Annotated in this window: 17 protein-coding genes; 4 read left to right on the plus strand and 13 right to left on the minus strand. The window is 67.6% G+C overall.

Translation table 11 applies throughout. The features are described from left to right. Positions 1 to 4 precede the first annotated feature (4 nt). Entirely contained in the window at positions 5 to 787 is a 783-nt protein-coding gene (mlaE, locus tag BP68_RS09280; RefSeq protein ID WP_496370917.1) for a lipid asymmetry maintenance ABC transporter permease subunit MlaE, read from the minus strand. Further along, positions 784 to 1635 (minus strand): ABC transporter ATP-binding protein, encoded by an 852-nt coding sequence (locus BP68_RS09285; protein ID WP_496370919.1) that lies wholly within the window; start codon positions 1633 to 1635, stop codon positions 784 to 786. The genes mlaE and BP68_RS09285 overlap by 4 nt, the downstream gene beginning before the upstream one ends. Positions 1636 to 1996: 361 nt before the next feature. Between BP68_RS09285 and speD the strand changes: the two genes are divergently transcribed. After that, on the plus strand, positions 1997 to 2407 hold the full coding sequence (gene speD, locus BP68_RS09290) for an adenosylmethionine decarboxylase (RefSeq protein ID WP_496370921.1): 411 nt from the start codon (positions 1997 to 1999) through the stop codon (positions 2405 to 2407). Next, positions 2407 to 3369 carry a polyamine aminopropyltransferase gene (gene speE, locus BP68_RS09295; protein WP_496370923.1) on the plus strand — a complete coding sequence of 321 codons (963 nt, stop codon included), beginning with the start codon at positions 2407 to 2409 and terminating at the stop codon, positions 3367 to 3369. The genes speD and speE overlap by 1 nt, the downstream gene beginning before the upstream one ends. Before the next feature lie 670 nt (positions 3370 to 4039). Here the strand turns inward: speE and BP68_RS09300 are convergent. The 7 genes from BP68_RS09300 to BP68_RS09330 form a co-directional block, all read right to left on the minus strand. Next, entirely contained in the window at positions 4040 to 4822 is a 783-nt protein-coding gene (locus BP68_RS09300; RefSeq protein WP_496370925.1) for an amino acid ABC transporter ATP-binding protein, read from the minus strand. Beyond that, on the minus strand, positions 4803 to 5456 hold the full coding sequence (locus BP68_RS09305) for an amino acid ABC transporter permease (protein ID WP_496370927.1): 654 nt from the start codon (positions 5454 to 5456) through the stop codon (positions 4803 to 4805). Before BP68_RS09305 ends, BP68_RS09300 begins: the two co-directional genes overlap by 20 nt. Positions 5457 to 5608: 152 nt before the next feature. Beyond that, positions 5609 to 6412, minus strand: coding sequence for an amino acid ABC transporter substrate-binding protein (locus tag BP68_RS09310; protein ID WP_496370929.1), 804 nt, complete (start codon positions 6410 to 6412; stop codon positions 5609 to 5611). A gap of 274 nt (positions 6413 to 6686) precedes the next feature. Further along, positions 6687 to 8165 (minus strand): glutamate synthase subunit beta, encoded by a 1479-nt coding sequence (locus BP68_RS09315; protein ID WP_496370931.1) that lies wholly within the window; start codon positions 8163 to 8165, stop codon positions 6687 to 6689. Positions 8166 to 8238: 73 nt separating this feature from the next. Further along, on the minus strand, positions 8239 to 12972 hold the full coding sequence (locus BP68_RS09320; protein ID WP_496370933.1) for a glutamate synthase-related protein: 4734 nt from the start codon (positions 12970 to 12972) through the stop codon (positions 8239 to 8241). A 180-nt stretch (positions 12973 to 13152) separates the two neighbouring features. Beyond that, positions 13153 to 13854 carry a transposase gene (locus tag BP68_RS09325; RefSeq protein WP_496370935.1) on the minus strand — a complete coding sequence of 234 codons (702 nt, stop codon included), beginning with the start codon at positions 13852 to 13854 and terminating at the stop codon, positions 13153 to 13155. Between the two features lie 54 nt (positions 13855 to 13908). Beyond that, entirely contained in the window at positions 13909 to 14838 is a 930-nt protein-coding gene (locus BP68_RS09330; RefSeq protein ID WP_496370937.1) for a LysR family transcriptional regulator, read from the minus strand. Between the two features lie 137 nt (positions 14839 to 14975). On the opposite strand from BP68_RS09330, the gene BP68_RS09335 reads away from it, so the two are divergent. Both BP68_RS09335 and BP68_RS09340 read left to right on the plus strand, forming a co-directional pair. Then, positions 14976 to 16190, plus strand: a complete 1215-nt coding sequence (locus tag BP68_RS09335) for an ABC transporter substrate-binding protein (protein WP_496370939.1) — start codon at positions 14976 to 14978, stop codon at positions 16188 to 16190. Positions 16191 to 16215: 25 nt separating this feature from the next. Further along, a complete protein-coding gene (locus BP68_RS09340) occupies positions 16216 to 17721 on the plus strand; it encodes a CoA-acylating methylmalonate-semialdehyde dehydrogenase (protein ID WP_496370941.1) in 1506 nt (501 codons plus the stop codon). Positions 17722 to 17822: 101 nt separating this feature from the next. Here the strand turns inward: BP68_RS09340 and BP68_RS09345 are convergent, their stop codons facing one another. The 4 genes from BP68_RS09345 to aroB form a co-directional block, all read right to left on the minus strand. Next, the gene (locus BP68_RS09345; protein ID WP_496370943.1) at positions 17823 to 18737 is read right to left on the minus strand and encodes a class I SAM-dependent methyltransferase; all 915 of its coding nucleotides are present in this window, start codon (positions 18735 to 18737) and stop codon (positions 17823 to 17825) included. Further along, complete coding sequence (locus BP68_RS09350; RefSeq protein WP_496370945.1) at positions 18734 to 19363, minus strand: DUF1415 domain-containing protein; 630 nt, start codon at positions 19361 to 19363, stop codon at positions 18734 to 18736. The genes BP68_RS09345 and BP68_RS09350 overlap by 4 nt, the downstream gene beginning before the upstream one ends. Positions 19364 to 19443: 80 nt before the next feature. Then, on the minus strand, positions 19444 to 20613 hold the full coding sequence (locus BP68_RS09355; protein ID WP_496370947.1) for a deoxyguanosinetriphosphate triphosphohydrolase: 1170 nt from the start codon (positions 20611 to 20613) through the stop codon (positions 19444 to 19446). Positions 20614 to 20673: 60 nt separating this feature from the next. Beyond that, on the minus strand, positions 20674 to 21780 hold the full coding sequence (gene aroB, locus BP68_RS09360; RefSeq protein ID WP_496370949.1) for a 3-dehydroquinate synthase: 1107 nt from the start codon (positions 21778 to 21780) through the stop codon (positions 20674 to 20676). Positions 21781 to 21789: the final 9 nt, after the last annotated feature.

The following is a 21789-nucleotide window of genomic DNA, read 5'->3' on the forward strand; positions in this document are numbered from 1 at the left end:
CCCCTCAAATACTGAACATCAGTGCCGTGAGGACAAAGTCCAGCCCCAGCACGGAGAGCGATGCCATCACCACCGTGCGGGTGGTGGCGCGCGAGACGCCTTCGGGCGTGGGCTTGGCCACGAAACCCTGCAGCACCGCAATGAAGGTGACGGCCACGCCGAACACCAGGCTCTTGACGACGCCGTTGCCCACGTCCTTCCAGACGTCCACGCCGCTTTGCATCTGGCCCCAGAAGGCGCCGGCGTCCACGCCGATCAGCACCACGCCGACCAGCCAGCCGCCGATCACGCCCACGGCGCTGAACACCGCCGCCAGCAGCGGCATGGTGATCACGCCGGCCCAGAAGCGCGGCGCCAGGATGCGGCGCACCGGGTCCACGGCCATCATCTCCATGGCCGAGAGCTGCTCGCCCGCGCGCATCAGGCCGATCTCGGCCGTGAGCGAGGTGCCGGCGCGGCCCGCGAACAGCAGCGCCGTGACCACCGGCCCGAGTTCGCGCACCAGCCCCAGCGTGACCACCAGGCCCAGCGAATTGGCCGAGCCGTAAAGCTGCAGCACGTTGTAGCCCTGCAGCGCCAGCACGAAGCCCACGAACAGCCCCGACATGGCGATGATGGACAGCGAATAATTGCCCAGGAAATGCACCTGGTCGCGCACCAGGCCCGGGCGCTGCATCACGCTGCCGAACAGCCCCACCAGGCGCGCGAACAGGCGCGCGCCCATGCCGACGTCGGCCAGCTTCCTGCGCACGGCGTAGCCCACATGCGACGGACGCCACCAGCTCATGCGCCACCTCCGCCCGCGCCGTCCGCCATGCCGACGGGGCCGAAGTCCTGCGCCACGCTGGGGCCGGGATAGTGGAACGGCACGGGCCCCATGGGCAGCGCATGCACGAACTGGTGCACCAGCGGATCCTGGCTGGCGCGCACCTCCTGCGGCGTGCCCTGCGCGGCCACGGTGCCGGGGCCGAGGATGATGACGTGGTCCGCCAGCCGGAAGGTCTCCTCCAGGTCGTGCGAGACGATGATGGTGGTGAGCCCCATGGCGTCGTTGAGCTGGCGAATGAGCTGCGCCGCCGTACCGAGCGAGATCGGGTCCAGCCCCGCGAAGGGCTCGTCGTACATGATGAGCTCCGGGTCCAGCGCCACCGCCCGCGCCAGGGCCACGCGCCGTGCCATGCCGCCCGAGATCTGGCTGGGCATCAGGTCGCGCGCGCCGCGCAGGCCCACGGCATTGAGCTTCATGAGCACGATGTCGCGGATCAGCTCCTCGGGCAGGTCGGTGTGCTCGCGCAGGGGGAAGGCCACGTTTTCGTACACGCTCATGTCGGTGAACAGGGCGCCAAACTGGAACAGCATGCCCATGCGCCGGCGCGCAGCGTAGAGCTGCTCGGTATCCATGCGCCCCACATCCTGGCCGCCCACCAGCACCTCGCCCTGCTGGGCGCGCTGCTGCCCGCCGATGAGGCGCAGCACCGTGGTCTTGCCGCCGCCCGACGCCCCCATGAGCGCCGTGACCTTGCCGCGCGGCACGACCAGCGACAGGTCGCGCAGGATCACGCGCTCGCCGTACCCGAAGGTGACGTTGCGCAGCTCCACGAGGGCGCCGGCGGTCGATGGATCGTTGGATGGCATGGTGCAGGACAAAGAAGCCGCCGGGCCCAAAGCCCTGGCAGAAAACCCAGCATCATAGGGGGAAACCCCTTGCGGGGCTGCGCCTCTCATTAAAACCTGTGGTTTGTATATAACGTTTGGCTATACTTGCCGGTTCTATGAAATGTCCCGCCCGGTCCTTCCGGGCGGATTGCTGTCAGCGTTGCATGGGCGTCTCGGCGCACAACGGAACGAAGGCGCTGCAATGTGCCAGCGACATTCCCTTTCCTTCCGTTCAGCGTCTGCCCCAGCGCAGCGTGCCGGTCGGTACCCGGTGGGGCAAGCCCCCACCGCGGCACCGTTTTTTGCCACCCCCCCGCAAAAGAGAAAGGGCTTTCGCTCAATGAAGAACTTCCAGTCCGTCGTCCCCATCCCGCCCGCAGCCACCCCCCGCCAGGCCACCGGCCTGCACCTGATCGGCGACCTGTACGGCTGCCTGTGTGACAGCCGCCTGATGCTGGACTCCGCGCACCTGGAGGCCTTCTGCAAGGAGCGCGTGGCCGCCGCCGGCCTGACCACCGTGGGCAGCCTGTTCCACAGCTTTGGCGAGGGCGGCGGCGTGACCGGCGTGGTCGTGCTGGCCGAGTCCCACCTGTCCATCCACACCTGGCCCGAAGCAGGCTACGTCACGCTGGACGTCTACGTCTGCAACTACACCGAAAACAACCGCCCCAAGGCGCAGAAGCTGTTCGACGACCTGCAGGCCGCCTTCAGCCCGGCCGACCCGCACCTGCACCGCGTCGATCGCGCCTGATGAGCGGCGCCCCCACCGCGCAGGCCACGCGCTACGTGGCCGAGCGCCTGAACGCCGATTTCGGCTTCTACCTGAGCGACCGCCGCACCCTGGCGCAGCGCCAGTCGGCCTGGCAGCACATCGAGGTCTTTGAGAACCCGCAGTTCGGCCGCGTGATGCGCATCGACGACTGCTTCATGACCAGCGAGCGCGACGAATTCTTCTACCACGAGCCCATGGTGCACCTGCCGGCCATCGCCCACCCCGGCGTGCGCCAGGCCCTGATCGTGGGCGGCGGCGACGGCGGCGCGGCCGAGGAACTGCTCAAGCTGCCCGGCATGGAGCGCGTGGTGCTGGCCGAGCTGGACGGCGAGGTGATCGCCATGGCCCGCGAATGGCTGGGCAGCATCCACCGCGGCGCGTTCGACGACCCGCGCCTGGAGCTGCGCCTGGGCGATGCGCGCGCCTTCCTCGGCCAGACCGAGGAGCGCTTCGACCAGATCATCCTGGACCTGACCGACCCCTTCGGCCCCGCCGTGGAGCTCTACACCGTGGAGTTCTACACCGCCTGCCGCCGCGCCCTGCGGCCCGGCGGCGTGCTGTCGCTGCACCTGGGCTCGCCCGTGCACCTGCCCGAAAGCATGGCGCGCATCGCCGCATCGCTGCGCGCGGTGTTCCCCATCGTCCGGCCCTACCTGCAGTACGTGCCGCTGTACGGCACGCTCTGGTGCATGGCCATGGCATCGGACAGCACCGACCCCGCCCTGCTCTGCGCCGACGAGGTGGACGCGCGCATCGCCGCGCGGGGCCTGAACGACCTGCAGCTGTACAACGGCGCCACGCACCACGCCCTGCTGGCCCAGCCCAACTTCGTGCGCGCGCTGCTGGCCCGGCCGGCGCGGCCGCTGCACAGCGGGGAGGTGCTGCAGGAGGTGCACGACCCGGCGGAGCTGCCGGAGATCGTGGTGTCTGCTGCCGGGTGATCTTTTGATCTGAATATGGCTCTGGCGCTTATGGGGTAAGCGCTGGCAGCTATTCTTTTTGATCTGGCCGGCCGGGATGTGCGCCCGGCGGCGCACTCACTTTCTTTTGCTTCGCCAAAAGAAAGTAAGCAAAGAAAAGGCGACCCTGCTGTCCGTGACCCCGCTGCTGTGCAGCGGGGCAACCTGCGATGCTCGGTCTGTGCGGGGTCTCGCTCGAACTCGCGCCTGCGGCGCTCAGACAATCGCGAGCCCTGATCCGCCCAGCCCTGCGCTTCTCGGCACGGCCAGAAGGGCTCTTACCACACGTGCCGAGCGCAGCGATGGCCCGTACCGTCCCACCCCCTGTGGCTGCGCCTGTGGCGGGGCGCTTGCGGGGTGGCATGGGCGTCGGAGCGCCCATGCTTCGTGAACTGACTTGCCGCGTTTGTTTGAACGGAGCGCTGCAAGCGCGCAGTGAGTTACGCGGCACACCCTGCAAGCGTCACGCCGCAGGTTTGCCCCGCAGCGCAGCGAAGGGGTCGCAGACTTGGGGCGCGCTTCTTTTGCCTACTTTTCTTGCGCGTGCAAGAAAAGTAGGTCGCCCGCCGGGGCGAGTCCCGGCCAGCCACATCAAAAAGAATAGCTGCTAGCGCTTACCCCATAAGCGCCAGAGCCATATTTCACCCCAATATCACAGCATGTGCTGCAAAAACGCCCGCGCCCGCTCATGCCCCGGGTCGGCAAAGAACTCCCCCGCCGGCCGCGCCGCGATCAGCTCGCCCTGGTCCATGAAGGCCACGGTGTTCGCCACCTCGCGCGCAAAGCCCATCTCGTGGGTGACCACCAGCATGGTCATGCGCTCCTCGGCCAGTTCGCGCATGGTGCGCAGCACCTCGCCGGTCAGTTCGGGGTCGAGCGCCGACGTGGGCTCGTCGAACAGCATGATGTCGGGCTCCATGCACAGCGCGCGGGCGATGGCCACGCGCTGCTTCTGGCCGCCCGACAGGCGCGAGGGGTAGTTGTCCCGCTTGGCCGACAGGCCCACCTTGGCCAGCAGCGTTTCGGCGCGGGCGATGGCCGCATCGCGCGCCAGGCCCTGCACCACCATGGGCGCCTCGATGAGATTTTCGAGCACCGTCAGGTGCGGGAACAGGTTGAAATGCTGGAACACCATGCCCGTCTTGGCGCAGATGCGGCGCAGCGCGGCGTCGGGGGCGTAGCTGCAGCGGCCCTGGGCGTCTGTCGTGGCGAGCACCTCGCCCTCGATGGCGATGTGGCCGCTGTCGATGGTCTCCAGGTGGTTCAGGCAGCGCAGGAAGGTGCTCTTGCCCGAGCCCGAGGGGCCGATCACGGCTACCACCTCGCCCAGGCGCACCTGCAGCGACACGCCGCGCAGCACCTCGTTGTGGCCGAAGCGCTTGCGCACGTCGCGCGCCTCGATCATCCGCACGGCGTCACTGGTCAAACTTGGCATAGCGTTTCTCCAGGCGCTGGAAGCCCCAGGTCAGCACCAGGGTCATGACGAGATAGAAGGCCGCGGCGACGATGAAGGGCGTGGTGGTGAAGTCGCGCTGCACGATGCCGCGCGCGGCGCGCAGCAGGTCGTTGAGCGCCAGCACGTAGATCAGCGAGGTGTCCTTGACCAGGGTGATGGTCTCGTTGCTCATGGGCGGCAATATGCTGCGCACCATCTGCGGCAGCACGATGCGGCGCATGGTCTGGCCGTAGCTCATGCCCAGCACCTTGGCCGCCTCGTACTGGCCGCGGTCCACCGACTGGATGCCGGCGCGGAAGATCTCGGCGAAGTAGGCCGCGTAGTTCAGCGCGAACGCCGCCACGGCGGCCGGAAAGTCCGGCAGGCGCACGCCGATCACCGGCACGAAGGGCAGCGCGAAATAGATGAACAGCATCTGCAGCATGAGCGGCGTGCCGCGCATGAGCCAGATGTAGCCGTTGACGAACGCCGACAGCGGCGCGAAGCGCGACACGCGCGCCAGCGCCAGCACCAGGCCCAGCGGCACGGCGAGCACCAGCGTGATCGCAAACAGCTTCAGGGTGACGGTGGCGCCCTGCGCCAGCGGCCCCAGAAGGGAAAGAACGTAGTCCATGCGTATTGCCTCAGCGTCCGGCACAGGCGCCGGCCTCTGATTGTCGCGGCCCGTGCGGCCGCCACAAAAAAACACCGGCCGCCCCGCGCGGGCAGCCGGTGTCGGTTGCGTGCCGCCCCCTCGCGAGGAGGGAGCGGACGCGGTTCAGGTGATTACTTGATGATGTTCTTGCCGAACCACTGCTCGGCAATCTTGGCGGCGGCGCCGTCCTGCTTCATGTCGGCCAGGGCCTTGTCCAGCTTGCCTTGCAGCTCGGTGTCGTCCTTGCGCACGCCCACGCCGTACTCTTCGGTGCCGAAGTTGTCGTCCAGCACGGCGTACTGGTCGGGCTTCTTGGCCACGTAGTAGCGGCCCACCACCTCGTCCACCACCACGGCCTCCAGGCGGCCGGTGCTCAGGTCCATCAGCGCGGTCACGTTGTCGCCGAAGGTCTTGAACTCCTTGAACGACTTGAAGACGGCGTCTTCCTTCTTGATGGCGTCCACGGCGCTGGAGCCTTCCTGCGCGCCCACCACCTTGCCAGCCAGATCGGCCTTGGCCTTGATGGCCGAGCCTGCCGCCACCACGATGATCTGGTGGTTCTCCATGTAGGGCGCGGTGAACAGGATGTTCTGCTTGCGCTCCTCGGTGATGGTCAGGCCGTTCCACAGCGCGTCCACGCGCTTGCCGGACAGCTCGGCCTCCTTGGCGCTCCAGTCGATGGGCTTGAAGTCCACCTCCAGGCCCAGGCGCTTGGCGGCTTCCTTGGCCATGTCGATGTCGAAGCCCACCAGTTCGTTCTTCTCGTCACGGAAGCCCATGGGAGGGAAGTTGTCGTCCAGGCCGACGACGATCTTGGTCACGGCGGCCGGTGCGGGCTCGGGCGCGGCAGCGGCGGGAGCGGCAGACTCCTGCTTGGAACATCCAACCAGCACGGCGCCCAGGGTCAGCAGGGCAACAGCGGCAATCTTCTTCATGGTGTACGTGTCTCGAAAAGAAGGATGAAAAACCGGCCTGGCCGGCGCACGCCCCGTCGGGGGGCGGCTGGCATGCCATTCCGGGCAAACCCGAGATTGTCCCACCGATGGCACCGGCGTGCGTCAGCCGGCCATGCACCGCCCCGGATATTGCAAGCCAAAACAGCCTTGAATGCCCACTAGAAAAGCGCCAACAGCTATCAAATATGAAGCAGCCGCGACGCACAGGCGCCGCGGCCCAGGCCGGGCTGCGGCCCGCCCCGAGGCACGGGGATCAGCGCGGCAGGTCCGAGCGGCCCATCAGGAACTCGTCCACCGCACGCGCGGCCTGGCGGCCTTCGCGGATGGCCCAGACCACCAGCGACTGGCCGCGGCGCATGTCGCCGGCGGCGAACACCTTGGCCACGTTGGTGGCGTAGCCGCCGTCGAAGTCCGTCGTGGCCTTGGCGTTGCCGCGCGCGTCCTTGTGCACGCCGAAGGCGTCGAGCACGGCGGCCACGGGGCTCACGAAGCCCATGGCCAGCAGCACCAGGTCGGCCTTGAGCGTCTGCTCGCTGCCGGGCACCTCGGTCATCTTGCCGTCCTTCCACTCCACGCGCACGGTCTTCAGGCCCGTCACCTGGCCCTTGTCGCCGATGAACTCCTTGGTGGCGATGGCGAACTCGCGCTCGCAGCCCTCTTCGTGGCTGGAGCTGGTGCGCAGCTTGTACGGCCAGTAGGGCCAGACCAGGGGCTTGTTCTCCTCCTCGGGCGGCATGGGCATGAGCTCGAACTGCGTCACGCTCACGGCGCCATGGCGGTTGCTGGTGCCCACGCAGTCGCTGCCGGTGTCGCCGCCGCCAATGACGATGACATGCTTGCCGTCGGCGCGCAACTGGCCCTTGAGCTTGTCGCCCGCGTTGACCTTGTTTTGCTGCGGCAGGAACTCCATTGCGAAGTGGATGCCGTCGAGGTCGCGGCCCGGCACGGGCAGGTCGCGCGAGGCCTCGGCGCCGCCGGTGAGCAGCACGGCGTCGAACTGCTTGTTCAGTTCCTCGGGCGTGATGGTTTCCTTGGCCCAGTTGGTGACCTTGCTGCCCTTGCCCAGGCCGTCCTTGGCCGCGCCCACGAACACGCCGGTGCGCAGGGTGACGCCCTCGGCCACCAGCTGCTCGGCGCGGCGGTCGATGTGCGACTTCTCCATCTTGAAGTCGGGGATGCCGTAGCGCAGCAGGCCGCCGATGCGGTCGTTCTTCTCGAACAGCGTCACGTCATGGCCCGCGCGCGCCAGCTGCTGCGCCGCGGCCATGCCGGCGGGGCCGGAGCCCACCACGGCGACCTTCTTGCCGGTCTTGCGGGCGGCCCGCTGTGGCTGGACCCAGCCTTCGGCCCAGGCGCGGTCGATGATGGCGTGCTCGATGGACTTGATGCCCACGGCGTCGTTGTTGATGTTGAGCGTGCAGGCGGCCTCGCAGGGGGCGGGGCAGATGCGGCCGGTGAACTCGGGGAAGTTGTTGGTGCTGTGCAGCACCGCGACCGCGCTCTTCCAGTCCTGGTGGTACACGAGGTCGTTAAAGTCCGGAATGATGTTGTTCACCGGGCAGCCGTTGTTGCAGAACGGCGTGCCGCAGTCCATGCAGCGCGCGCCCTGGACCCGGGCCTGCGCGTCATCGAGGCCGATGACGAATTCCTTGTAGTGCTTGACGCGCTCAGCAACGGGCTTGTAGCCCTCCTCGATGCGCTCGTATTCCATGAAACCTGTGGTCTTGCCCATGATCGTGGTGTCCTGTCTGTATTTATGAATGCCGTGGTGCCGCGGCAGGGCCTGCGGCCCTGCGTCCCAGGATTTACTTGGCGGGAACCGCTTCCTTTTTAGGAGCTGCTACCGCAGGCGTAGCCTGCTCTTCCAGCACTTTTCGCTCATAAATTTCCGACAAGGCGCGCTTGTACTCCGTCGGGAAGACCTTGACGAACTTGCTGCGCGAAGCGGCCCAGTTGTCCAGGAGCTGGCGGGCGCGCTTACTGCCCGTCCAGCGACTGTGGTCCTCCAGCAGCTTCTTGAGCAGGGCCTCGTCCGTCTGGTCGCGGTGCCAGATGCCGCGGCCCATGTTGGCCACCTGCTCGTCGGCGGGCAGGATGCGCTCCAGCGTCACCATGGACAGGTTGCAGCGCGTGTCGAACTTGCCGTCCTCGTCGTAGACATAGGCAATGCCGCCGCTCATGCCGGCCGCGAAGTTGCGGCCGGTCTTGCCCAGCACCACCACGGTGCCGCCGGTCATGTACTCGCAGCCGTGATCGCCCACGCCTTCGACCACCGCCGTCGCGCCCGACAGGCGCACCGCAAAGCGCTCGCCGGCCACGCCGGCGAAGAAGGCCTCGCCGGTGGTGGCGCCGAACATCACCGTGTTGCCCACGATGGTGTTGCCCACGGCCTCGCCGCGGAACTCGTGGCTGGGGCGCACGATCACGCGGCCGCCCGACAGGCCCTTGCCGGTGTAGTCGTTGGCCTCGCCGGTCAGGTTCAGCGTCAGGCCGGCGCACAGGAAGGCGCCGAAGGACTGGCCGCCCGTGCCCTCGAAGTGGATGCGGATGGTGTCGTCGGGCAGGCCCTCGGGGTGGACGCGCGTCACGGCGCCCGACAGCATGGCGCCCACGGATCGGTTCACGTTCTTGGCCACCTCCATGATGCGCACGCTCTCGCCGCGCTCGATGGCGGGCTTGCAGCGCTCGATGAGCTTCATGTCCAGCGACTTGTGCAGGGCGTGGTCCTGCGCCTCGACGTGGTAGCGGGCCACGTCGGCCGACACCTGCGGCTGGGCGAACAGGCGCGAGAAGTCCAGGCCCTGGGCCTTCCAGTGCTGCAGCCCCTTGCGGGTGTCGAGCAGGTCGCTGCGGCCGATCAGCTCGCTGAAGCTGCGCACCCCCAGCTGGGCCATGATCTGGCGCACTTCCTCGGCGATGAAGAAGAAGTAGTTCACCACATGCTCGGGCTTGCCGGTGAACTTGGCACGCAGCACGGGGTCTTGCGTGGCCACGCCCACGGGGCAGGTGTTGAGGTGGCACTTGCGCATCATGATGCAGCCCTCGACGACCAGCGGCGCGGTGGCGAAGCCGAACTCGTCGGCGCCCAGCAGCGCACCGATGACCACGTCGCGGCCGGTCTTCATCTGGCCGTCGGCCTGCACGCGGATGCGGCCGCGCAGGCGGTTCAAGACCAGGGTCTGCTGGGTTTCGGCCAGGCCGATTTCCCACGGGCTGCCCGCATGCTTGATCGACGACCAGGGCGAGGCGCCCGTGCCGCCGTCATGGCCGGCGATCACCACATGGTCGCTCTTGCACTTGGCCACGCCGGCCGCGATGGTGCCCACGCCCACTTCGGACACCAGCTTGACCGAGATGTCGGCGTGCGGGGCCACGTTCTTCAGGTCGTGGATGAGCTGTGCCAGGTCTTCGATGGAGTAGATGTCGTGGTGCGGCGGGGGGCTGATGAGGCCCACGCCGGGCACGCTGTGGCGCAACTGGCCGATGTAGTCGGACACCTTGCCGCCGGGCAGCTGGCCGCCCTCGCCGGGCTTGGCGCCCTGGGCCATCTTGATCTGAATCTGGTCGGAGGACGACAGGTATTCGGCCGTGACGCCGAAGCGGCCCGAGGCCACCTGTTTGATGCGCGAGCGCAGGCTGTCGCCGTCGCGCAGCGCGATGTCGGACTCGACCTTGTCGGCGCCGATGATGGAACCCAGCGTCTCGCCCTGCTTGATCGGGATGCCCTTGAGCTCGTTGCGGTAGCGCGCCGGGTCCTCGCCGCCCTCGCCTGTGTTGCTCTTGCCGCCGATGCGGTTCATGGCCACGGCCAGCGTGGCGTGGGCCTCGGTGGAGATGGAGCCCAGCGACATGGCGCCGGTGGCGAAGCGCTTGACGATGTCGGCGGCCGATTCAACCTCCTCCACCGGAATGGCCTTGGCGGGGTCGAACTTGAACTCGAACAGGCCGCGCAGCGTCATGTGGCGCTTGGACTGGTCATTGATGATCTGCGCGTATTCCTTGTAGGTGCTGAAGCTGTTGGCACGCGTGCTGTGCTGCAGCTTGGCGATGGCGTCGGGCGTCCACATGTGCTCCTCGCCGCGGGCGCGCCAGGCGTATTCGCCGCCGGCGTCGAGCATGGTTTCGAGCACCGGATCGTCACCGAACGCGGCCAGATGGTTGCGGATGGTCTCCTCGGCGATCTCGAACACGCCGATGCCCTCCACGCGGCTGGCGGTGCCGGTGAAGTACTTCTCCACAGTGTCGCTGTTCAGGCCGATGACCTCGAACAGCTGGGCGCCGCAGTAGCTCATGTAGGTGCTCACGCCCATCTTGGACATGATCTTGGACAGGCCCTTGCCGATGGCCTTGATGTAGTTGTACACGGCCTTGTCGGCGGACAGCTCGCCCGACAGGTCCTTGTGCATGTCGGCCAGCGTCTCCAGCGCCAGGTAGGGGTGCACGGCCTCGGCGCCGTAGCCCGCCAGCACCGCGAAGTGGTGCACCTCGCGCGCCGTGCCCGTCTCCACCACCAGTCCGGCGGTGGTGCGCAGGCCCGAGCGCACCAGGTGCTGGTGGATGCTGGACAGCGCCAGCAGCGCGGGAATAGCCACCTGCGTAGCGCTCACGTTGCGGTCGCTGATGATGAGGATGTTGGCGCCGCCCTTGATCTCGTCCACGGCCTGCGCGCACAGGGAGGCCAGCTTGGCCTCCACGCCCTGCTTGCCCCAGTCCAGCGGGTAGGTGATGTCGATGGTGGCGCTCTTGAACTTGCCGTGCGTGTACTTCTCGATCTCGCGCAGCTTGGCCATGCCCTTGGCGTCCAGGATGGGCTGCTGCAGCTCCAGGCGCATGGGCGGGTTGACCTGGTTGATGTCCAGCAGGTTGGGCTTGGGGCCCACGAAGCTGACCAGCGACATGACGATGGCCTCGCGGATCGGGTCGATCGGCGGGTTCGTCACCTGGGCGAACATCTGGCGGAAGTAGTTATACAGGGGCTTGTTCTTGTCGGACAGCACGGCCAGCGGGCTGTCGTTGCCCATGGAGCCCACGCCCTCCTCGCCGTTGCGCGCCATGGGCGCGAGCAGGAACTTGATGTCCTCCTGCGTGAAGCCGAAGGCCTGCTGGCGCTCCAGCAGCGGCAGCGCAGACGCGGCGGGCTGCGCGGCCGGCTCGCCCAGCTTCACATCGTCGAGCTTGATGCGCAGGTTCTCGATCCACTGCTTGTAGGGCTTGGTGTTGACGATGCCGGCCTTGAGCTCGTCGTCCTCGATCAGGCGGCCCTGCTCCAGGTCGATCAGCAGCATCTTGCCGGGCTGCAGGCGCCACTTGCGCACGATCTTGCCGTCCGGCACGGGCAGCACGCCGGCCTCGGAGGCCAGGATCACCAGGTCGTCCTCGGTCACCACGTAGCGCGAGGGGCGCAGGCCGTTGCGGTCCAGCGTGGCGCCGATCTGGCGGCCGTCGGTGAACACGATGGAGGCCGGGCCGTCCCAGGGCTCGATCATGGCGGCGTGGTATTCATAGAAGGCGCGGCGGCGCTCGTCCATGGATTCATGCTGCTCCCAGGGCTCGGGGATCATCATCATCACAGCCTGGCTGATGGGGTAGCCGGCCATGGTCAGCAGTTCCAGGCAGTTGTCGAACGTGGCGGTGTCGGACTGGCCGGCGAAGCTGATGGGGTAGAGCTTCTTCAGGTCGTCGGCCAGCACGGGCGAGGCCATCACGCCCTCACGCGCCAGCATCCAGTTGTAGTTGCCGCGCACGGTGTTGATCTCGCCGTTGTGCGCCACGTAGCGGTAGGGGTGGGCCAGCGGCCACTCGGGGAAGGTGTTGGTGGAAAAGCGCTGGTGCACCAGGCCGATGGCCGAGACGCAGCGCACGTCCGCCAGGTCCTTGTAGTACACGCCCACCTGGGTCGCCAGCAGCAGGCCCTTGTAGACCACGGTGCGGCTGCTCATGCTGGGCACGTAGTACTCTTTGCTGTGCTTGAGCTTGAGGCCCTGGATGGCGGCGCTGGCGGTCTTGCGGATCACGTACAGCTTGCGCTCCAGCGCGTCCTGCACGATCACGTCGGCGCCGCGGCCGATGAACACCTGGCGCAGGATGGGTTCCTTTTCCTGCACGGCGGGCGACATGGGCATGTCGCGGTTCACCGGCACATCGCGCCAGCCCAGCAGCACCTGGCCCTCGGCCTTGATGGCGCGCTCCATCTCCTGCTCGCAGGCCAGGCGGCTGGCATGCTCCTTGGGCAGGAAGATCATGCCCACGCCGTACTCGCCGGCCGGGGGCAGTTCCACGCCCTGCCGGGCCATCTCTTCGCGGTAGAGCTGGTCGGGAATCTGGATCAGGATGCCCGCGCCGTCACCCATGAGCTTGTCGGCCCCCACGGCGCCACGGTGGTCCAGGTTCTCCAGGATCTTCAGCGCGCCGGTCACGATGTCGTGGCGCTTCACACCCTTGATATGGGCCACAAAGCCCAGGCCGCAGGCGTCGTGTTCATTGCTGGATGCATACAGGCCGTGCTGTTGCAGGTGCTGGATCTCGGCAGCCGTGGTCATGGCGCGTTCCTCAATTTATTTCGCAGGGACCGCAAGCGTAGTGCAATGCAACATGGGCGTGCAAGCCCTTTAATTGGGGTCAGATACCAATAAACAAATGCACATTTTTGGTGCAAATTTATTGGGGACATATCAAATTGAATAGCAAAAAATCCAGGCGAACTATTCGATATCCGCATTTCAGTGGTGGGTGACTTTGTCCAGCGCGGGGCGCCCCGCCCGCGCCTTGGTCAGGCGCCGCGGAGTCGCCTGTTGCAGGGTTTGCACAAACGCCGCGTCGCCCAGCGCCCAGCCGTTGAGGCCGGAATCCGTCAGCGCCGCCTGGTCGGCCGGCGCAATGCCGCCCTGCACCAGGGCCGCATAGGCCGCATCGCGCGCGAACGGCGTATTGCCCAGGGCCCAGTACAGCGCGTGCGGCGTGATCAGACGGTCGCTGCGCATGCCGATGTAGTGGCCGTGGCTGGACCAGCGGAAGTCCGCCGCCGCCCCGCACATGCCGGCGCGCACCGGATTCAGGTCGAGGTACGCCATGCAGGGCAGCAGGTAGCGCTCGGCCTGCAGTACGGCGCTGCGGTAGCGGCCCTCCCACAGCGTGCCCGAGCGCCCGTGCCGCTGGTTGAAGCGGCGCACATAGCTGCGGCCCACGGCCTGCATCATCAGCGGCAGCGACTGGTCCGTCTGCGGCGTGGCCAGCAGGTGGAAGTGGTTGTCCATGAGCACATAGGCATGCACGGCCACCTGCTGCTGGCGCGCGTGCTCCACCAGCAGCGACCACATGAGCTCGCGGTCCGCCGCATCCAGAAAGATGGGCTGGCGGTTGTTGCCGCGCTGGATGATGTGGTGCGGGTAGCCGGCAAGGGCAAGACGGGGCAGACGGGCCATGGCCGGATTGTCCCGCCTATTGCGCCACGGGCCGCGCCCATGGACGGCGCGGCCTCACTGCACCGTGCGCCAGTCGGGCGACAGGCCCAGCAGGAAAGGCTGGTTGCAGTCCACCACCTCGCGCAGGTAGTCCCTGAGGGCGCGCACCCGCGCCAGCTCCCTGCGGTCCGCCGGCGCGGCGAGCCAGAAGGTGCGCCGCAGGTCGATGGCGTTGGCCAGCACCGGCACCAGTTCGGTACTTTGCGCCGCCATGAAGCAGGGCAGCACGGCCAGCCCGCGCCCCTCGCGCACCGCGTTGTACTGGGCCACGACGCTGGTGCTGCGCAGGGGGGTGGGCGCATCGGGCACGATGGAGGTCAGGTAGCGCAGCTCGGGGCTGAACAGCAGCTCTTCCACATAGCCGAAGAACCGGTGCGCGGCCAGATCGCGCGGGTGGCGGATGGGCGGGTGGCTCTCCAGGTAGTGCCTGCTGGCATACAGGCACAGGCGATAGTCGGTGAGCTTGCTGCACACCTGGCCGCTGCTTTGCGGCCGCTCGATGTTGACGGCCAGGTCGGCCTCGCGCTGCGAGAGGTTGATGAAGCGCGGCACGATGAGCAGCTCGACCTCGATGGACGGGTGCCGGTCGCAGAAATGGCTCAGGTGCGGGGCCAGGAAGAAGCTACCGAAGCCCTCCGTCGCGCCCAGCCGCACATGGCCGGTGAGCATGTGGCTGTCGCCGCCAATGTCCTCGCCCACCCGCACCATGGTGCTTTCCATGCGCTCGACATGCTCCAGCAGCCGCTGGCCCGCCGTCGTGAGCAGGTGGCCGGCCGGCGTGCGCTCGAACAGCTGGGCGCCCAGCTCCTTCTCCAGCCGGTGCAGGCGGCGCGTGATCGTCGAATGGTCCACGCCCATGCGCCGCGCGGCCTCCTGCGCCGACTGGGCGCGCACCACGGCCAGGAACAGGCGCAGGTTGTCCCAGTTGATGTTGTCGGCGGCCATGCGGATCAGAGGTATGCGGTGCAAATTTGCAATGAGCATATGCCCAAATGCCGAACCCATTTGCATTCCTGCTGAATTAGAGTCGTCCGCGGTGCGGCGCTCGCCGACACGCAAGATCGATAAACCAGGAGACATGCATGCGACCCATCCGACATTCCCTCGCCCTGGCCGTCCTCGCGCTCGGCGCGGGCGCACAGGCCCAGATTTCCGACGACGTGGTCAAGATCGGCGTGCTGACCGACATGGCGGGCCCCTACTCCGGCATGGGCGGCGCCGGCTCCGTCGTCGCCGCGAAGATGGCCGTGGATGACTGCCTGAAGGCCGAGTGCAAGGGCATGAAGATTGAGGTGGTGAGCGCCGACCACCAGAACAAGGCCGACATCGCCGCCACCAAGGCCCGCGAATGGCTGGACCGCGACAAGGTGGATGCCCTGGCAGACCTCACCAACTCCGCCGGCGCGCTGGCGGTGCAAAAGCTCATCCGCGAAAAGGGCGGCATCGCCATGTACAGCGGCCCCGCCACCACGCGCCTGACCGACGAGGACTGCGCCGAAAACGGCTTCCACTGGATGTTCGACACCTACTCGTCGGCATCGGGCGCGGCCGCCGCGCTGACGAAGAACGGCGACAAGAGCTGGTACTTCGTGACGGTGGACTATGCCTTCGGCCATTCGCTGGAAAAGGACGCCTCCGACATGGTCAAGGCCAACGGCGGCACGGTGGTGGGCAGCGTGCGCCATCCGCTCAATGCCAGCGATTTCTCCTCGTTCATCCTGCAGGCCCAGAACTCCAAGGCCCAGGTGATCGGCCTGGCCAACGGCGCGCAGGACACGGTGAACGCCATCAAGGCCGCGCGCGAATTCGGCATCACCGGCGGCAAGGGGCAGAAGGTGGCATCGCTGCTGATGTTCCTGACCGACGTGCACTCGCTGGGCCTGCGCCAGGCGCAGGGCCTGATGTTCTCCGAGGGCTTCTACTGGGACATGGACGACAAGACCCGCGCCTTCTCGACCCGCTTCGAGAAGCAGCACAAGGGCTTCAAGCCCACCATGGTGCAGGCCGGCGTGTACTCCAGCGTGCTGCACTACCTGAAGTCCGTGGCCGCCGCCAAGACCGACGACTGGAAGGTGGTGGCCCAGAAGATGCGTGAACTGCCCATCAACGACCCCGTGATGCGCAACGCCAGCATCCGCCCCGACGGACGCGTGATCCACGACATGTACCTGTTCGAGGTCAAGGCCCCGAACGAATCCAAGGGCCCATGGGACTACTACAAGACCGTGAGCACCATCCCCGCGCAGACCGCCTTCAAGCCGCTGGCCCAATCGAGCTGCCCGCTGGTGAAGAAATAAGTTTCCCCAGACACCGGATATCGCCATGACCACACCCACCACCATCCACCACTTCATCGGTGGCAAGCCCTACCCGTCGCAAAGCACGCAATGGCGCGACGTGACCAACCCCGCCACGCAGGAAGTCGTGGCCCGCGTGCCCTTTGCCACGCGTGAGGAAGTCGAACTGGCCGTGGCCAACGCGCAGCAGGCCTTCCAGACCTGGCGCAGCACGTCGCTGGGCGCGCGCATGCGCATCATGCTCAAGCTGCAGCACCTGATCCGCGAGAACACGGCCGAGCTGGCGCAGCTCATCACCCGCGAGCACGGCAAGACCCTGCCCGACGCCGAGGGCGAAGTAGCGCGCGGCCTGGAAGTGGTGGAGCACGCCTGCTCCATCACCACGCTGCAGCTCGGCGAGATCGCCGAGAACGCCGCCACCGGCGTGGACGTGTACAACCTGCTGCAGCCCCTGGGCGTGGGCGCGGGCATCACGGCCTTCAACTTCCCGGTGATGCTGCCCTGCTTCATGTTCCCCATGGCCATTGCCTGCGGCAACACCTTCGTGCTCAAGCCGTCCGAGCAGGACCCCAGCTCCACCATGCGCCTGGTCGAGCTGGCGCACGAGGCCGGCGTGCCGCCGGGCGTGCTCAACGTCATCCACGGCGGCCCCGAAGTCGCCGACATGCTGTGCGACCACCCGGACATCAAGGCGCTGTCGTTCATCGGCTCCACCCACGTGGGCACGCACATCTACCGCCGCGCCAGCGAGGCCGGCAAGCGCGTGCAGTCCATGATGGGCGCCAAGAATCACTGCGTGGTGATGCCCGACGCGCCCAAGGAGCATGCGCTGAACAACCTGCTGGGCTCGGCCTTCGGCGCTGCCGGCCAGCGCTGCATGGCCAACTCGGTGGCCGTGTTCGTGGGCGCGGCGCGCGACTGGCTGCCCGAGCTGGTGGCCAAGTCCAAGGCCATGAAGGTCGGCCCCGGCACCGACCGCGGCGCCGACCTGGGCCCGCTGGTCAACCCGCGCGCCAAGGAGCGCGTGCTGGGCCTGATCGACTCCGGCGTGGCCCAGGGCGCCAGCCTGCTGCTGGACGGCCGCGGCTGCACCGTGCCCGGCTATGAGAAGGGCAACTTCGTCGGCCCCACCGTCTTTGCCGACGTGACCGACGCCATGGACATCTACCAGCAGGAGATCTTCGGCCCCGTGCTCAACGTGGTCTGCGTGGACACGCTGGAGGACGCCATCGCCTTCATCAACCGCAACCCCAACGGCAACGGCACGTCCATCTTCACCAGCAGCGGCTGGGCGGCGCGCAAGTACCAGCACGACATCAACGTGGGCCAGGTGGGCATCAATGTGCCGATCCCGGTGCCCGTGGCCTACTTCAGCTTCACCGGCTCGCGTGCGTCCAAGCTGGGCGACCTGGGCCCCAACGGCAAGCAGGCCGTGCAGTTCTGGACGCAGACCAAGACGGTGACGGCCCGCTGGTACGAGGACCACGGCAGCAGCAGCGATGGCGTGAACACCACCATCACGATGAAGTAAGCCTGCGCCAGAACGCTACGCTTTAAATAGCTGTCAGCGCTTGATGCGCAAAGGCTTCAGCATGAAAAACATCTGAAGCCTTGAGTAGAAAGCGCTGGCAGCTATTGTTTTTGATCCAGCCCGAAGCGCCCCGCCAGCGCCTCGGCCAGCCCGAACTCCGCCAAGATCGCCGCCAGCCGCTCGCGCGCGCTGCGCTTTTTCTGGCCCGTGTGGCGCGCCAGGATCAGCTCGTTCTTCATGCTGTGCTCCCAGCCCACCAGCTCGGTCACCGTGACCTGGTAGCCGCTGGCCTCCAGGTGCAGGCAGCGCAGCACGTTGGTGATCTGGCTGCCCAGCTCGCGCGTGTGGATGGGGTGGCGCCACAGCTCGGCCAGCGGCGTGCGCGCCAGGCTCAGGGCCTTGGAGCCGCGCAGGCAGGCCGCCACCTCGGCCTGGCAGCAGGGCACGAGCACCATGGCACGCGCCTGCTTGCGCAGGCCGAAGGCGATGGCGTCGTCCGTCGCGGTGTCGCAGGCGTGCAGCGCGGTCACGATGTCGAAGCGCTCGGGCAGCTCTTCGGCGCCTGCGGCATCGGCCACCGACATATCGAGAAAGCGCATGCGCTGAAAGCCCAGCCGCGCCGCCAGTTCGCGCGAGCGCTGCACCAGGTCGGCGCGCCATTCGATGCCGTAGATCTCGCCGCGCCCCAGCTGCTTGAAGAACAGGTCGTAGAGGATGAAGCCCAGGTAGGACTTGCCGGCGCCATGGTCGGCCAGCAGCGGCGCATGGCCGTCCGCGGACAGCTCCTGCAGCAGCGGTTCGATGAACTGGTACAGGTGGTAGACCTGCTTGAGCTTGCGCCGCGAGTCCTGGTTGAGCCGCCCTTCGCGCGTGAGGATGTGCAGTTCCTGGAGCAGCTCCACGGACTGGCCCGGCCGCAGCTCGGCCAGCACGGCGACCTGGGCCGCGTCGGCGCCGGTGCGCGCGCCCGCCCTGGCCTGCGCCTTGGGCTGCGTGCGGGGGGATGGCCGACTCACGCGCCGGCCTCCGGCTTGGCGCCGCCGGCAGGCCAGCGCGGGCCCACGTCCAGATCGGCCCAGCCGGCCGCGCCCAGGCGCTCCAGCAGCTCGATGTTGCGCTCGAAGATTTCCTCGGCCTCGGGGAACACCTCCACGGCGCGGTCGATGCTCTCCTCGCGCAGCAGGTGCAGCGTGGGGTATGGCGCGCGGTTGGTGGCGTTGCTCACATCCTCCACCTGCGTGCCCTCGAACTGGAAGCGCGGGTGGAACGACGCCACCTGCAAAATGCCCGCCAGGTCCATGGCCTCGACCAGCTCGTCGGCCAGCTCCAGAAAGTCGTTGAAGTCCAGGAAGTCCGCCATGGCCAGCGGCGCCATCAGCAGCGTGGTGTCGCGCTGCTCCGCCGGGGCCTCGGCCAGCGCCTCCAGCTCGCGCTGCAAGTCCTGCAGCAGTGCGCGCGCGTCGGTCGCGTGGCTCACCACATAGTGGATCTGGCCCTTGACATGCACGCTCTTGGCAAACGGGCACAGGTTGAGGCCGATGACGGCGCGCTCCAGCCAGCGCACCGTGTCCTGCACCACCATGCCATCGTCGCAGGCGGTGGAAGATGGGGGCTGTGTGTATGGCGCGGGCGCTGTGGTCATGGTGCGGCTCGTGGCTCGTTCTGGGAGGGGCTGGCATTGTATGCCTGCCCCCGCGCACGCCCCCTCCCCCGCCGGCCGCCTCAGCCCAGCAGGCGCTGGCCCGTCAACCGCTCGTGCTCGCGCCCGGCAAAGCGGTCGGTCATGCCGGCGATGAAGTCCGCCACCGTGCGGGCGCGGTGGTGCGCGTCGCCCTCCAGCGCCCAGCCGGCCTGGGCGGGCGGCATCTCGCCCGGATCGGCCTGGTAGATCGCGAACAGCTCGCGCACCACCTGCCTGGCCTGGTCCGTGGTCTGCACCACCTGCGGATGGCGGTACAGCTGCCGGAACAGGAAGCGCTTGAGCACCTGCGACTGCGCCCGCATATCGGCCGAAAACCCCACCAGCGCCGGCAGGCGGCGCACGGCATCCACATCGGCGGGCGCCTGGTCCGCCAGGGCCGCGCGCGTGGTGTCGATCACGTCATAGACCTGGTCGCTGAGCATGCGGCGGATGGCCTCGCTCAGCAGCCGCCGCTGGCCTAAGGCCTGCGCCAGCTGCGGGTGGTCGGCCTCGGCCTGGGCTCGGTAGCGGTCGAACAGCGGCACGTCACGCAGCTGCTCCAGCGAGATCAGGCCCGAGCGCACGCCGTCGTCGATGTCGTGCGCGTTGTAGGCGATCTCGTCGGCCAGGTTGCACAGCTGGGCCTCCAGGCTCGGCTGCTGCCCGAGCAGGAAGCGCAGCGCCACCCCGCCGGGCTCGCGCGCCTCCAACAGTTCGGCGTTGCGCCGCGAGCAGTGCTTGAGCACGCCCTCGCGCGTCTCATAGGTCAGGTTGATGCCGTCGTACGCCGGGTAGCGCTCCTCCAGCGTGTCCACCACGCGCAGGCTCTGCAGGTTGTGCTCGAAGCCACCGAAATCCGCCATGCAGTCGTTGAGCGCATCCTGCCCGGCATGGCCAAACGGCGTGTGGCCGAGGTCATGGGCCAGGCACACGGCCTCGACCAGGTCCTCGTTGAGCCGCAGCGAGCGCGCGATGGAGCGCCCCAGCTGCGCCACCTCCAGCGAATGCGTGAGCCGCGTGCGAAACAGGTCGCCCTCGTGGTTCAGGAACACCTGGGTCTTGTAGACCAGGCGCCGGAAGGCCGTGGAATGCACGATGCGGTCGCGGTCGCGCTGGTACTCCGTGCGCGTAGGCGCCGCCGGCTCGAAATGCCTGCGTCCGCGGCTGAGCGCGGGGTGGCAGGCGTAAGGCGCCAGCGCTGGATCAAGCATCAAAATAGCCTGCAACGCCCGCGGGAAAAGCGCGAACAGCTACCAAAACAATAGCATTCATCAAACAGCGCAGCACTGGTCGATCACCTCGCGCACCAGCGCATCGGGCGCCGAGCGCATGATCGCCTTGCCCGGGCCGTCGATCAGCACGAAGCGGATCTCGCCGCCTTCCGCCTTCTTGTCCACGCGCATCAGTTCCAGGTAGCGGCCCGCGTTGTCCTGCGCATCCAGCACCGGCCCGCGCGTGGGCAGTCCTGCCCGCGCGATCAGGCGCGTGAGGCGCTCGACAAAGGCCTCATCCACCAGACCCAGCCGGCGCGACAGCTCGGCCGCCATCACCATGCCGGCGGCCACGCCCTCGCCGTGCAGCCACACGCCATAGCCCATGCCCGCCTCGATGGCGTGGCCGAAGGTGTGGCCGAAGTTCAGGATGGCGCGCAGGCCCGCCTCGCGCTCGTCCGCGCCCACCACGGCGGCCTTGATCTCGCAGCTGCGCTGCACCGCATGGGCCAGCGCCCCGCGATCGCGCAGCAGCAAGGCATCCATGTGGGCCTCCAGCCAGGCCAACAACTCCATATCGGCAATGGGCCCGTACTTGATCACCTCCGCCAGCCCCGCCGCCAGCTCGCGCGGGGGCAGCGTGTCCAGCGTGTCCAGGTCGCACACGACCAGCCGGGGCTGGTAGAAGGCCCCGATCATGTTCTTGCCCAACGAGTGGTTGATGGCGGTCTTGCCGCCCACGGACGAGTCCACCTGCGCCAGCAGCGTGGTGGGCACCTGCACGAAGGGCACGCCGCGCATGTAGCACGCGGCGGCGAATCCGGTCATGTCGCCAATGACGCCGCCGCCCAGGGCGTAGAGGGTGGTCTTACGGTCGCATGCCCGCTGCAAGAGCGCATCGAATATCCGATTCAGGCTGTCCCAGGTCTTGAACTCTTCCCCATCGGGCAACTGCACCACATGCACCCTGGCATGCAGACCTTCCAGCGCCCTGGACAGTTTCTCCGCATAGAGCGGCCCCACTGCCGTATTGGTCACGATCAAGGCATCACCCGTGCTTTTCACTGCTGCAGCGAAGGTCTCGTGAGTCAGCAGATCGTCCCCCACCACTATGGAGTAGGAGCGATCTTCCAGAGAAATACCGATCACGGCGCGTTCCAAACGCATGGCATCCAT

The sequence above is a fragment of the Diaphorobacter oryzae DSM 22780 genome (assembly GCF_059568935.1).